This window comes from Nostoc sp. DedQUE09 (assembly GCF_034530915.1).
Taxonomy (GTDB): domain Bacteria; phylum Cyanobacteriota; class Cyanobacteriia; order Cyanobacteriales; family Nostocaceae; genus Nostoc.
The window spans coordinates 38205-51696 of the sequence record NZ_JAVRCE010000010.1 but is presented as its reverse complement, the minus strand read 5'-3'; the positions used below and the strand labels follow the sequence as shown (position 1 = coordinate 51696).

10 protein-coding genes are annotated in these 13492 nt (G+C 41.2%); 4 read left to right on the top strand and 6 right to left on the bottom strand.

The features are described from left to right. Positions 1-66 precede the first annotated feature (66 nt). The 4 genes from pstA to RMY27_RS08890 all read right to left on the bottom strand — a co-directional run bounded on the left by pstA (position 67) and on the right by RMY27_RS08890 (position 4553). Positions 67-948 carry a phosphate ABC transporter permease PstA gene (gene pstA / locus RMY27_RS08905; protein WP_322662336.1) on the bottom strand — a complete coding sequence of 294 codons (882 nt, stop codon included), beginning with the start codon at positions 946-948 and terminating at the stop codon, positions 67-69. A 74-nt stretch (positions 949-1022) separates the two neighbouring features. After that, a complete protein-coding gene (pstC, locus tag RMY27_RS08900; RefSeq protein ID WP_322662334.1) occupies positions 1023-2000 on the bottom strand; it encodes a phosphate ABC transporter permease subunit PstC in 978 nt (325 codons plus the stop codon). Between the two features lie 172 nt (positions 2001-2172). Further along, a complete protein-coding gene (gene pstS / locus RMY27_RS08895) occupies positions 2173-3216 on the bottom strand; it encodes a phosphate ABC transporter substrate-binding protein PstS (RefSeq protein WP_322662332.1) in 1044 nt (347 codons plus the stop codon). A gap of 383 nt (positions 3217-3599) precedes the next feature. Beyond that, positions 3600-4553 carry a stage II sporulation protein M gene (locus tag RMY27_RS08890; protein WP_322662330.1) on the bottom strand — a complete coding sequence of 318 codons (954 nt, stop codon included), beginning with the start codon at positions 4551-4553 and terminating at the stop codon, positions 3600-3602. An 80-nt stretch (positions 4554-4633) separates the two neighbouring features. Here RMY27_RS08890 and RMY27_RS08885 point away from each other — a divergent pair, with 80 nt between their 5' ends. Both RMY27_RS08885 and RMY27_RS08880 read left to right on the top strand, forming a co-directional pair. After that, positions 4634-5479, top strand: coding sequence for a hypothetical protein (locus RMY27_RS08885; RefSeq protein ID WP_322662328.1), 846 nt, complete (start codon positions 4634-4636; stop codon positions 5477-5479). Positions 5480-5521: 42 nt separating this feature from the next. Next, on the top strand, positions 5522-6307 hold the full coding sequence (locus tag RMY27_RS08880) for an RDD family protein (protein WP_322662326.1): 786 nt from the start codon (positions 5522-5524) through the stop codon (positions 6305-6307). A 69-nt stretch (positions 6308-6376) separates the two neighbouring features. Here RMY27_RS08880 and RMY27_RS08875 read toward each other — a convergent pair whose 3' ends face one another. Then, a complete protein-coding gene (locus tag RMY27_RS08875; RefSeq protein ID WP_322662324.1) occupies positions 6377-7165 on the bottom strand; it encodes a DUF1868 domain-containing protein in 789 nt (262 codons plus the stop codon). 306 nt (positions 7166-7471) lie between these two features. On the opposite strand from RMY27_RS08875, the gene holA reads away from it, so the two are divergent. Both holA and RMY27_RS08865 read left to right on the top strand, forming a co-directional pair. Further along, entirely contained in the window at positions 7472-8461 is a 990-nt protein-coding gene (holA, locus tag RMY27_RS08870) for a DNA polymerase III subunit delta (protein ID WP_322662322.1), read from the top strand. A gap of 109 nt (positions 8462-8570) precedes the next feature. Further along, on the top strand, positions 8571-9053 hold the full coding sequence (locus tag RMY27_RS08865) for a DUF4168 domain-containing protein (RefSeq protein ID WP_322662320.1): 483 nt from the start codon (positions 8571-8573) through the stop codon (positions 9051-9053). Between the two features lie 370 nt (positions 9054-9423). On the opposite strand, the gene RMY27_RS08860 is transcribed toward RMY27_RS08865, so the two are convergent. After that, entirely contained in the window at positions 9424-13419 is a 3996-nt protein-coding gene (locus tag RMY27_RS08860; protein WP_322662318.1) for a PAS domain S-box protein, read from the bottom strand. Between the last annotated feature and the right edge of the window lie 73 nt (positions 13420-13492).

Sequence of the window (13492 nt, the reverse complement as noted above, 5' to 3'; positions counted from 1 at the left end):
GCCCAAGGTGCGAAATAAAAATTTATAAAAACAGAATTCAGGAGTCAGATGAATATTATAGAATTCTCATTTTATTTTTCTCTGCCTAATAACTAAGCGAGAAAGAATACTGACACATAAAATTAAGCCGAGTAGAACTATAGAAGTAGTCCAGACTAATTGACTTTTCTGTGGATCGGGGTCGTTGTAGAGGTTAAAAATCAATACTGGTAAAGAAGCTGTAGGACTTAACAATCCTTCTGACCAATCTAGACTAAATAAAGCAGTAAAAATTAAGGGTGCTGTTTCACCAGCCGCACGAGCTACAGCTAATAAAATGCCTGTAGTAATTCCGGGGATTGCAGTAGTTACAACAATGCGAAAAGTAGTTTGGAAGCGAGTTCCGCCTAAAGCAGCAGAGGCAAGGCGTTGAGATGTGGGAATCAGCTTTAAAGATTCTTCTGTTGTCAGTATTATTACAGGTAGCATAATCACAGCTAAAGCAAAACCACCTGCGATCGCACTAAATCCTTTAGTTACCAAAACTATCACACCATAAGCAAACACGCCGACAACAATTGAAGGTACGCCTGTAAGAATACTAGTGACAAAGCGAACGATACTAGCAACTGGGTTAGTTTGACTAAATTCTGCTAAAAAAATTCCTGTCATGATCCCTGTGGGAATGCTGAAAATAGCACCAATTACCACCATGATTATGGTTCCCAAGATGGCATTGCCAAAGCCATTATCAATAACTGCTTTGACAAACATTTCTGATTTCAGCCCAGATATACCCCGGATGAAAATTTCCCACAAAATTGATAATAAAGGAACGAGTACTAGACCTGTAAGACCAAAGGCGATCGCAGTCATTAAGTATGTAAATATGACTCGCTTTTTTGGCAGAGGACTGCATAATTCTGCCGCCAAAGATTCATTTGTTTCTAACTGAACATAACCACTCATAAGTTTGAAAAAGTTTGATTGATAATTGTCTTTTTACACGGAGATATTTATAGGAGTTTCAAAGCGATATAGTGTTATTGATTTTTTCTGCCAACCCACTTCACCAATACTACAGCGCCAATATTTACAGTTAGAGTCAACCCAAACAAAATTAATGCTAAATAGCTTAAAGCACCTATATGCAATCCCGGTTCAGCTTCGGCAAATTCATTAGCTAATACAGAGGGAATTGTATAAGCTGGATCGAGTAAAGAAACGCTGATTTGAGCAGAGTTACCAATCACCATAGTTACAGCCATTGTTTCACCCAAAGCCCGTCCTAAAGCAAGCATTGCTGCACTTACTATTCCAGAAAATCCAGATGGTAGCAAGACTCGAAAAATTGTTTCCCAACGAGTACCACCCAAAGCCATAGATGCACTACGTAATTCTTTAGGGATAGCTATTAAGACATCACGACTAATTGCTGCCATTGTGGGCAAAATCATGATGGCGAGAATAATCCCAGCAGTCAACATATTAGTCCCAGAAGGATCTTCTGTATTAAATAGTGGTATCCATTTAAAAGTACTAGCTAACCACTTTTGTAGAGGTTCTAGAACTGGAATAAAGATAAAAATCGCCCATAAACCAATAATTACACTGGGAATTGCAGCAATTAATTCAACAACAAATGCTAGGGTGATTTGCAGCGATGTAGGTAAAAAATTTTCACTTGTGACTAAGGCTACTGCTATTCCCACTGGAACAGCGAATAAAATAGCGATCGCACTGCTTACTAAAGTTCCATAAATATAGGGTAATGCAGCAAAAATCTGATTACCTGTATCCCAATCTTGTCCCCACAAAAACCCCATTCCAAACTGCTTAATGGCTGGTAGAGCTTCGTGTAAAATTACCCAACTCATCAACAATAGTACTGCAACGGTAATTACGGCAAAAAAGTATACTAGCCGTGTAAAACCTTGGTCAAACCAAAAATTTATACCGCTAGTAGTAGTTAGATCGAAATTTTCATCGCCTAGATTTGAATTATCTGATAAATTTGCCATTTCAAATTAATAAAACAGATTTTTCTTACTAGTAGAGCAAGTTATTAACTCAGTCTATTAAGGGATAAAAGTAATAAAATAATCCTTCTACCCTTAAAAAGGGGGCTTTTAAAATACCCCTCTTTTTAAGGGAATTGGGGGACTCTTGTGAGTAAGTCCTAAAAATTACAAATTAAGGCTTGACAGAGCTATTCACTGTCTGAAGAACTCGATTTGCTACATTAGATGGAATTTTGGTGTAGTTAAGGTCATCGTTATACTGTTGACCGTCTTTCAATACCCAATTAATCCATTTCTTAATTGCATCAGCTTTAGCAGCATTAGCATACTGTTTGTAAACCATCATCCAAGTAAGACCGACAATGGGATAACCTTGTCCTGGATCTCCTATAAAAACGCGGTAGTTGTCTGGGAAAGTGACAGTTGATAAAGCTGCATTCGCAGATTCTAAAGAAGGAGCAACAAATTCTCCGTTCTTATTTTGTACTAATGCTGATTTCAGCTTATTTTGGACAGCGTAGCTATATTCAACATAACCAATAGAACCAGGAGTACGAGCTACTATAGCAGCTACCCCCGGATTCCCTTTGCCTTTGAGGACATTTGGCAGGTTCCAATTTGGAGCGGTGTTAGTTCCAACTCTGCCTTTAAAATAACCGCTGATGGCACTCAAGTGATTCGTAAAAATGAAAGTTGTACCGCTACCATCGGCACGAACAGCAAATTTAATTGTTTGATTTGGTAGATTAGCGCCTGGATTATCAGCTTTAATTTTCGCGTCATTCCATTTGGTAATTTGACCTGAATAAATTGCTGGTAGTGTCGCGCGGGATAATTTGAGATTGTTAACGCCTGGAAGATTGTAAACAACAGAAACAGCACCGCCTGCTGTCGGTACTAAGATTGCACCATTCTTGACTTTAGCGATTTCATCATCTTTCATTGCAGCATCACTACCACCAAAGTCAACGGTTCCAGCGATAACTTGACGAATACCACCACCACTACCAATTGCTTGGTAGTTAATTTTTAAGTCTGGATATTTCTTCTTCACTTCACGAGCATAGCGTTCGTAAAGCGGAGCCGGGAAAGTCGCTCCTGCACCATTGAGAGTTTCAGCTTGTGCGATCGCACCAAAAAATGGGCTAAGTGCGACAGAAGTTGTCACCATTGAAGTAGCAACGACACGATTCAATATGGCGGTCGAAAAAATCATATTATCTCTGATTCAAGAGTATGTTACTGCTGTAATTCCAATCTTAAATAGGCTACATTTTGTATGGTTAAAGCTTATTTAACAATTGATAAGCAACAAATTAAGATATGTTTAAATATTAAATTAATTTTTTCTTATTGATTTTGCTTGAATATATTGTTTGATTACAAATTAATGAAGACTTCAACTTTAATTGAAATAATTAAAAGTGAGTAAATCATGCAATCTAAAAATTATCATTTCAGTAAAAAAGAGATAAACACAGATGTTTATTGGTGAGTCCCTGTAATTGTGCATCTAAACAGAATCAGGATTTTGAGGATTTTGCCCTTCATCGTATCGCTCTTCTTGAGAAGGATGTCTTACGCAGTCACTTTATTATTTTATGTTTGCTTGCGTTTACAATACAGCATTAAAAGTATAAATAATCCTATTCCTGCCAAATATTTAATTGCATCGGGTACGATAGGATTAGGGGAGAAAAAACCTTCGATCGCACCAGCAATAATCAACATTGGTACAATCCCAAATACTAACTGTACTGCCTGATAACCATAGAATTTCAGTGCATCTCCACGGCGATATTTACCAGGAAATAAAATTGCTCTTGCTAATAAAAATCCGGCGCCCCCGGCAAAAAAGATCGCGGGTAATTCCAAGGAACCATGCGGAAATACAAAAGCCCAAAAAGGATAAGCCAAATTATTTTGACCAACTAAAGTGCTAACAGCACCAATTAATAAACCATTAAATACCATCAAATAGGCTGTGTATGCTCCACCTGTTATACCACCAGCGACAGCCCCAAAAGATACCGACAAATTATTGATTGCGATGCCGCTGGATGCCAGAGGTTCAACACCAACAATTGAACCCATCCATAATTTATGCTCATCTCGTACCTTGGTAATCAAGCTCTCAGGTACGATTAAAGGCATAAAGCTGGGGTTTTGCCAAGAATACCACCAAGCCACTAGTGCGCCTAGTAGAAATAGCGCCGTTGCCACAGCAATGTATACAAATGTTTTCTGGACTACAGATGGTAATCCCCAACGATAAAATTCTAGGATTGCCTGCCATTCTTGTCGCCGCGAACCTTGGTAAATCTGCGTATAAGCACGAGTTGTTAAAGATTGTAAACTTTGGATTAAAGTATTGCCGATTTGCTGAGTGCGGGCACGCGCCAAATCTGCCGCCACTGAACGATACAAACTCGCTAACTCTCTAATTTCTGCTGCCCGTAAGGACTTTAACCCTTTTTTTTCTATCTGCCTTAACAGGGCATCCAAACGCTGCCAATTCGGTTCTCGTCGTGCAATCCAACGTTGAATATTCATGAATTTTGGGAACACTGAGTTTAACTTAGCTTAAGATAGCCTCAAATTCATCTCCGTAATTTCAAGGGAAATTTAGCATTATGTCTGAAAACTTTGGATCTTCCGGCCAGATACAACCACTGAGTATCGGTAACGTTGTCAGTGCTGCGGTACGGTTGTATCGTTCTCATTTGAAGACTTATCTTAATCTGGCTGCGATCGCGCACTTGTGGATTCTAGTTCCTGTGTATGGTTGGGCAAAATATGCAGCCATCTCTGGACTAATTTCACGCTTGGCTTTTGGAGAATTGATTTACCAGCCTGAAGGTGTTCAAACTGCCCGCAGCCATATTAATCCACGCCTTTGGTCATTTTTAAGAGTTGGTTTGCAAGTAGGTATATCTTTACTGATAATTTATATTGGACTAGCGATCGTGGGCGGTGTACTAGCTGGCTTGATCGGAGTAGCATTAGGAGGAATATTAGGTACTTCAGGCATTATAGCCATAACCACATTGGCAATAATTGTAACGGCAGGCATTATATTGTTAGGACTAACCTGGTTCTACTCTCGTTGGATAGTAGCTGAAGTACCTTTAGCAGTTGAGGAAAATATCAATGGTGGCGAAAGTGTTGCCAGAAGTTGGGATCTAACTAAAGCCTCAGTATTTCGCATTCAAGGCATTGTTTTAGTTGCTTTTATCGTTACATTGCCGTTGGTGTTTGTATTAAACTATATACCTAGTTTATTCCTGATCAGGCTTGAGCCTGGTACTGCTATTTACTCGATTGTGTATATTATTTCTTTGATTGGAAGCTTGATCGGTGGAGTTTTAGTCATGCCATTCTGGCAAGCACTAAAAGCTGTTTTATACTTAGACTTGCGTAGTCGGCGTGAAGGTCTAGGTTTACAATTACGAGAACCTCCCTCGCAAGATTTTCGTTAACCCAATACTTTAATCCAACTCTATTAATTTTGAATTAGTTATATGCGCTTTTTTAATCGCATCACATTCCAGACTCCAGAAAGTGTAGAGTTGGAATTCACTCTAGCAGGAATCGGAAATCGAGCTTTGGCACTCCTGATTGACTATACAGTGTTGGGTGTAACTTTACTTCTGTTTGTCCTTACTTGGAGTGTCTTCTCGATACAGTTGTTAAATTTTGTTGAATACTTTTTTAAAAATTTACCAAGTTTAGATATTTGGCTGTTCGCAATTTTCTTCATTATCGCCTTTGCAATTTACATCGGCTATTTTGTATTTTTTGAAACCTTATGGTTTGGGCAAACCCCTGGTAAACGGGTTGCTAAAATTCGTGTAGTTCGAGATGATGGTAGACTGATCGGGTTACAACAATCAACGCTACGTGCTTTATTGCGCCCCTTTGATGAAACTTTATTTATTGGCGCTTTTTTAATTATGTTGGGTAGCCGCGAAAAGCGCTTAGGTGATTTGGCTGCTGGCACAATTGTCATTCAAGCCCAAACACCCACTGCATCTGCCAGATTGATAATTTCAGAACAGGCAAAAGGACTTTACGAACAGTTAATTGAAATTGCTGATTTATCGCAATTGATGCCAGATGATTTTGCTGTGATTCGTGAGTATTTACAGCGACGTGGTGCAATGTCATTAAAGGCAAGAGCATCACTATCTCTAAAGCTAGCCGAGCAAGTTCAAGCTATTATTAATTTAGAAAAATTGCCAGAAGCTATTACGCCTGATGTTTTTTTAGAAGCAATTTACCTTGGTTATCAACAACCGAAATTTTAAGCTAATTAATAATCAGTAGTCAGTAGTCAGTGAGTGTGAACTACTAACTACTAACTAATTACTAATTACTTAAAAATCTAAAATCGGCCAGTCTGGTTCACGATAATAGCGTGTCATGTTGTCAAACTTTCGCAATTCAACGCGATCAATCAAAAATTCTGGCAGATTAAACAGCCATTTTTCGTTCAATTGAGAAAGCATTGTGCTGAAGTTTGCGCGATCTAAGTCAGATGAAACCTCCCCAAAATAGGCTAACGTAATATGGGCTGTGAAGTGATAATGCTGCTCAATACCCAAGGCAATTAACTTGGGATTTTGATAAATTGTTCGACGAAATTTAATAATTTCCTCGTAGCAGCGTTCATCTTGAGGTACTAAACACACGGCTACAGCTCTTGGCATCAGTATCAGTCCCAGCATTTGCCATTTAATCGGATGACTCCCGTTTGTCATCAATTGTTGATATTGCTGGAATATTTCGGCTAAACAAGAGTGTAACTCCTCGTCAAATTTGGAATTTTTTTCGTAGGCATCAAGGTAAGCATTGTCCCAAATTAAATCCGCTAAAGTCAGATGGAAGCTAGCAGGAGGTACAGGTACAATCAAATTACGGTTTACAGGCAACTGCAAAAGTTCCTGTTGGTAAGTCTGTAATTTGGCATAGAAAGCAGAGTTTGGTGATTCTTCTTCTGCCGGCGGGGTAATTAGCGTATAGCCAGGAAAGGATACTGCTTGTCTCAACCCAGAATGTGGCTGAAACTTAGAAGATTCCTGAATATGCTGGGCTTGGGATCTGTAGGCTTCTGGCAGCGTCAGTCGTGCTAACCGATTTAAGTAAGTTTGATAGTTGTCGTCCAATCTTCATAGCCTCACGCTCTCACTTGATAGATTTTAGGGAAAATTACCTTGATTAACAGAATGATTTCAAAAGTATTTAATTTTTGGGAGTGGGGAGATGAGGAAGCAGGGGAGAAGTTGCAGTAAGTTTTCCTCTTTGCACCTGTGCCTTTTGTGTTCAATGCCCCTCAATAGTGCCGAGTTATGTTAGCGGTAACGGGGCGTTTAGCCCGTGCTGAGTTCTGAGTAAAGAAGTCAGATACCCTACTCAGCACCCGGAATTGTTTTGCCCAATGCCCGATTCTCCATCTACTAAGAGGTTTATCTATGCCAATCTATGTTTACTGGGGTGAAGATGATTTTGCGATGGAAAAGGCGATCGCACTTTTGCGCGATCGCGTCCTCGATCCCCAATGGACAAGTTTTAACTACACTGCATTCTCCCCAGATCAAGCTGATGCTGCTATCCAGGGGTTAAATCAGGTGATGACGCCTACTTTTGGCGCTGGTGGGCGCTTGGTATGGCTGATAAACACTACTCTGTGTCAGCACTGTCCAGAGAATGTGTTGGCAGAATTGGGGCGATCGCTAAGAGTCATTCCCGAAAACTCATTTTTATTGCTCACCAGCCGCAATAAGCCAGATGAACGCCTCAAATCCACGAAATTGTTAAAACAGTTTGCTACCGAATTCCGAGAATTTCCCCTCATCCCCCCTTGGAAAACAGAATTACTGGTGCAATCTGTTAATCAAGCAGCTCAGACAGTAGGCGTGAAACTGACTGCCAATACTTCCCATCTGTTGGCAGAATCTGTAGGCAATGATACACGGCTTCTTTACAATGAGTTAGAGAAATTACGGCTATATGTCCAAGGTAGCAATAAGCCTTTAGACATAGATACTGTTACGAAGTTAGTAAGAAATACTACTCAAAATAGCTTACAATTAGCAGCAGCAATTAGAACAGGAGATACAGCTAAAGCTTTGACAACACTGGCAGATTTGAGCAATGCTTCCGAGCCGGGATTACGGATAGTTGCGACGCTGATTGGACAATTTCGCACCTGGCTGTGGGTAAAGATTATGATAGAAAGTGGGGAACGGAATCAATCAGCGATCGCTAATGCTGCTGATATCGGTAATCCCAAACGGATTTACTTCTTACAGCAAGAAATCAAGCTGCTTTCTGTGCAACAGTTAATCTCTTGCTTACCCCTACTGCTGGAATTAGAGGTTAGCCTCAAGCAAGGAGCATCAGAAATATCAACTCTCCAGACTAAAGTAATCGAACTTTGTCAAGTATGCCGAGGAAATTGACAGTCAAATATAAAAGCTTTATGTATTTAGCAGTTCCTGGAACTTCCAACTCCGAAAATAATTCAAAGTTCTTATAATATCCCTGATGTAGTTTCGTGTCACACACTATATGAAAAAAATTTCTGATTTATCTTCTCGAACTGGCCGAAAGCGAACCCTTTCGCGATCGTTATGTTTCGGCGCGATCGCTACTGTGGGTGTGATTTTCAACGCTTTTTCATTGAGTTCCAAAGCTGATGCTCAAACTCCATCACCAATAGTTAACAATACGGAAATTAACAGTTACGCTCAAGCCGTACTAGCAATGGAGCCAGCCCGTCAAAATGCCTTTGAAGAAATTAAAAAACTTATTGGTAATGGAGAAATTCCCAATATTGTCTGCAACGATTCCAATAGTATAAATGGTCTTCCAAAGAAGGCTCAAGATATTGCAGTGAACTACTGTACCCACGCTCAAAAAATTGTTGAAGATAATGGTTTAAAATTTGAACAGTTCAACAAAATTACTATAGAACTACAAAATAATACTATCTTAAAAAGTCAGGTTTACAATACGCTATTACGCCTGCAACAACCTCCTGAGTCTCGGTAAGTAGAAGGACTACTTAAATCCAATCACATAGTAAGGAAGTGGTTAACTACTATGGAAATCATACTAATTATTTAGGACATTATCGCAGTCCTATTTGATTCATGAAAAATATAGATAAGGAAACGAACCACCTTCTGTAGGAGACACTATGTAAACGTGAGTTCGATGAACCTCTCCCTCCCAGCCTCCCTCTCCGAAACGGAAAGGGAGGAGCAACGAAAAATTCAGCTTTTTGCTCCCCTCTCCGTGTCGGAGAGGGGTTGGGGGAGAGGTCAAATAAGACTTGTCGAACTCACGTTATGTTAATGCGTAGCGTCTCCTACAGAAAGAAGCAAAGGGAAGAAAGAGATATATAATTTTCACAAATGATTTAGGAGAGGGGTGGCGGCAGAGGGGCAAAAGAGCCGAGGTGGGTATTCTTAAGTGGTAGTTTGACGGTAAACGTCGCTCCTTGTTCTTTGCCTGGGCTATCTGCATGGACAGTACCGCCATGTAATTCTACTAAATGACGGACGATCGCTAATCCTAGTCCTAATCCACCATAAATTCTAGTGCTAGAACTATCAGCTTGACGAAAGCGATCAAAAACGTAAGGAAGAAAATTAGGACTGATACCAATGCCTGTATCAATCACTTGAATTTGGGTATATTTATCCGTTGTCTGTTGTTTTTCTTGTCCACTAACTACTGACAATTGCACCTCTACCCTTCCGCCAACGGGTGTGAATTTGATGGCATTGGATAGCAGATTCCAAATGATTTGTTGCAAGCGCTCGCAATCCCCGGAAACTAAAAATTGAGAATTGTCGCCCAGCTTGCTGTCCTTTGAGTGTTGATTGGTTTGGGATTGTGCTTTTGGAAATTCGAGATTTTCGTGATGAACTCCTAATTCCCAATCTGAATTTGGCATTTCTTTTGAGGGAATCAGGGAAAATCTCAAATCAATTTCCTTGGATTGGGCGGCTAAACTAACAGTCTTGATGGCTGACTCAATGATCGGAACTAAATTACAAGTACGGACATTTAGGTGTAACTTGCCTCTAATCATCCGCGATATATCCAGCAAGTCTTCAATTAGCTGGGTTTGCGCTTTGGCGTTGCGTTCAATTGTCTCCGTAGCTCTAGCCATTTGGCTATCACTGAGCTTGCTTCGTTGCAGTAATTGCGCCCAACCAAGGATGGCATTGAGGGGCGATCGCAATTCGTGGGATAGTATCCCTAAAAACTCATCCTTCATCCGGTTGGCTTCTTGCAACTGCTCAGTTTGTTGTTGTAAAGAAGCAATTAAACTAGTCCGTTCCATTGCGATCGCTATTTGGTCGCATACTGCTTGCATCATCCCTTTTTGATTGTCGGTGAAGCTTAACCGAGTGCGACTGCCAAAAGAAAGAGTACCCAATAGCCGTCCTTGGGCAATTAATGGGTATGAATAATAAGCTGTAATTCCTAAAGAACGAATCAATGCTGTTTTCGGGTCAATTGATTGCTGCACATTCTCTAGAGCAATTGCACAACGCTTCTGGGCGACAGTCCCACAAACCGCTTCACCAAATTCCAAGGACTCGATTTGGTTTGCCAGTTCTGGGGAAAAGCCGCTGTAAGACTCTAGCCGCATTACCTGAGAGTTATCCACAACCAAATAGTTAAAGTAAATATCTAAACCAATTTGATCTGAGAGTTTTTGGTAGACGCTATCGATTAATGCTATTGGTTGCTGACTCGATAATAAATCGTTGGCTGTGTCAAATAGTAGCTTTAGCCTTTTGTAACTTAATGAGAGGGCTTTTTGTGCAGCCTTGAGGTTGCTGATTTCTTGGAACACTAAGATACAGGTAGCCGGATGACCGTGCATTGCTGGCAAGGTATCGGCAAATACTAGTAGAGAGCGCACACCAGCGGGAGTGTGCCAGTCCACCTCCAATCCATTCAGGCGTTCGCCACGGGCAACCCGCACTCCTGGCATCAGTTCATTGGGGATGCGATCGCCAGCGGCATCTGTATAGTAGTAAACTGTATGATAATCTTCAGCGGCTATACCTTTGGGAAATTCGCCCCCAGCTAATTCGTCAGCAGAGCGATTGGCAAAAGTTACCCGCGCCGTTCCTGGTTCGATAAACAGCAATGGTCTTGGCATCAGATTTAACACATCCTCTAGCCATTTTTGCTGTTTTAAAAGTACTTCCTCTGCTTGTTTGCGCTCCGTAATATCTAAAAATGCGCCAACGCTGCCTCTGGTTTTACCCTCTTCGTCAAACAAGGGTGCAACGTACTGCAACAAGTTGACGATTTTGCCATTTTCATGGACGACATCAAGTTCACAATCTAGAACTTCGACACCATGAGCAGCAGAGTACTGCATTGGGAGTTCTTCCGTTGACAGTTCCCTTCCCTGGCGATAGATTTTAAAGCTTGTTGGTCTTTCGTCCAAGTCAGCACTGAGGGAGGCATTTATATCTGACGATATCCCCAATTGGTTGGCAAATGAAGGGTTTACCTTAATATTTTGGCATTTTGGATCTTCGGCAATGCCTATTCCAATGGGAATTACCTCTAACAAGGTTTGTAATTCAGTAATCCGGCGCTGTAGATCCCTGTTTAGCTGTAAGATTTGTTCTTGGGTCTGCTTTTGCTCGCTGATGTCGCGACTCACAGTTGCTAAGGCAATTGGCTGACCTGTTTTGTTATCTATAACAGTGAAGATGTTGTAATCAACTGGTATCGGTTGGCCTGTTTGGAGATGCTGGAAGCAGAATTCACCCTGCCAGCGCCCTTCTGATAGTACAATCGGCAGTATATATTCTTGAAAATAGCCTTTGTCTTTGGGCATGAAGTAATCTAATACTGCTTTTTGCTTCACTTCATTCAGGTTGGCAAACCCCACCAACTTTTGACCTGCATCATTTATGTAGAGTAATTGACCCTCAAGGGTGGCAATGCCGATAAAGTCAGAGCTATTTTCTACCAGCAATGCTAATTTTTGTTGTTCTGCTTCTGCTTGTTTGCGTTCGCTCAAATCGAGGATAAAGGCTACTGACTCTTCGCGGTTTTCTCCTAGCAGCACGTAACCAACTAAAACTGGGATACGGCTACCATCTTTGCGAATATATTCTTTCTCGTAAGGCGTACAAGCAGCGTTTGTATTTCCCTTTGCTTCGGCGACACCTTGCTCATCCAAGTATAAATACTCTGGTGGTGTGATATTGCGCCAACTTAACTTACCTGCTGACAAATCCTCCTGCGTGTAACCAATCATCCTCAGAAATTCGTCGTTTGCCTGTTGGATACCGCCATACACATCGCTAAAGAGAATACCGATGACGTTAGAATCTACAAAACTCCCTAGTTTCACTTCATGGGTTCTCAGTGCTTCTTGAGCAAGGTCGCGTTGATAGCTGAGGCGTTCAATAACCCTGGCACTTTGCCAAATCAAAATAGTAAAAATTACAATCACAACGATCGCAAACACCGATACTGCAAATGCCGGATCGTATTGTCCTGCTCGTTGACCTTCGACAATTACCCATCCCAATATAAAAGGTACTGCGATCGCGGCAACTAGTAAACGACGTGCAAGTAAGCCGCCGTAACTATCACTTGTAACTACCCTCATTAAGCCATGTTCTGCCCGCGCCCACAGAATACCTAAACTTAGTAAGAGGAACAACACCGCTGTGTGTAACGCCATTGATGTTGTATAGGGGGCAAGTCCGTAGAGAACTTTTACTTTGTAGGCATAGCCCATTAGCGCCTGAAAGGAAATTAAAGTAGCAATCAGAGCAATAATTTGGGCATACCAATAACTGCGGTAGGTTTTTAGATAAATCAGAATCTGTAGGGCAACACTGACCAGGATAAAGTTCACTGCTGTGTTCGCTCCCATTCGCCCTGGATGCGATGTCGCTATACTAGTTTGCGAATCACGGAACACCAACTCATCAATGCCAAGATTCCAGCCAAACAGATATTCACAAAGGGTAAGCGCTGCAATTATGGTGACAGCTATTGCACAGACCTGGGACATTAGAAGAGTAAGTACGGGCAAAGAGGCTGTGGAACTATGCGGGTAATTTTGAATTGTTCTTTCTCCCCTACTCCCCTGCTCCCCTGCCCCCCCGCTCCCCTGCCCCCCTGCTGTTAAAAATAGCCACAGTGACAAACCACACAACACAAAACAAAGCGCTGTGTTGACTTTCATTGTGGCAGGACTACCAGGGAAGCCGCGCTTAAGAACTTCAATGCTAAGACACCAGCCAACTAATACCAAGCTACCAACAAAAACAGCGATCGCACTTGCGACTCTTGCCACAAGTGCATTTGTAGAGATGTCTAATCTATCTTGCAGTCGCAAGCGGTTAATATTTAACATTGAGTGTTCTCTAACCGCATCTATCTAGCGTTGTAAATTTACGTATTTCTTACGAGCTAATCATTGATGTTCT

What these genes read in the sequence shown, in the direction of transcription:
- RMY27_RS08890 (WP_322662330.1), bottom strand. Translation starts at nt 4,553, where the DNA reads ATGAATATTCAACGTTGGATTGCACGACGAGAACCGAATTGGCAGCGT.
- holA (WP_322662322.1), top strand. Translation starts at nt 7,472, where the DNA reads ATGCCAATCTATGTTTACTGGGGTGAAGATGATTTTGCGATGGAAAAG.
- RMY27_RS08885 (WP_322662328.1), top strand. Translation starts at nt 4,634, where the DNA reads ATGTCTGAAAACTTTGGATCTTCCGGCCAGATACAACCACTGAGTATC.
- pstC (WP_322662334.1), bottom strand. Translation starts at nt 2,000, where the DNA reads ATGGCAAATTTATCAGATAATTCAAATCTAGGCGATGAAAATTTCGAT.
- RMY27_RS08880 (WP_322662326.1), top strand. Translation starts at nt 5,522, where the DNA reads ATGCGCTTTTTTAATCGCATCACATTCCAGACTCCAGAAAGTGTAGAG.
- RMY27_RS08865 (WP_322662320.1), top strand. Translation starts at nt 8,571, where the DNA reads ATGAAAAAAATTTCTGATTTATCTTCTCGAACTGGCCGAAAGCGAACC.
- pstA (WP_322662336.1), bottom strand. Translation starts at nt 948, where the DNA reads ATGAGTGGTTATGTTCAGTTAGAAACAAATGAATCTTTGGCGGCAGAA.
- RMY27_RS08860 (WP_322662318.1), bottom strand. Translation starts at nt 13,419, where the DNA reads ATGTTAAATATTAACCGCTTGCGACTGCAAGATAGATTAGACATCTCT.
- pstS (WP_322662332.1), bottom strand. Translation starts at nt 3,216, where the DNA reads ATGATTTTTTCGACCGCCATATTGAATCGTGTCGTTGCTACTTCAATG.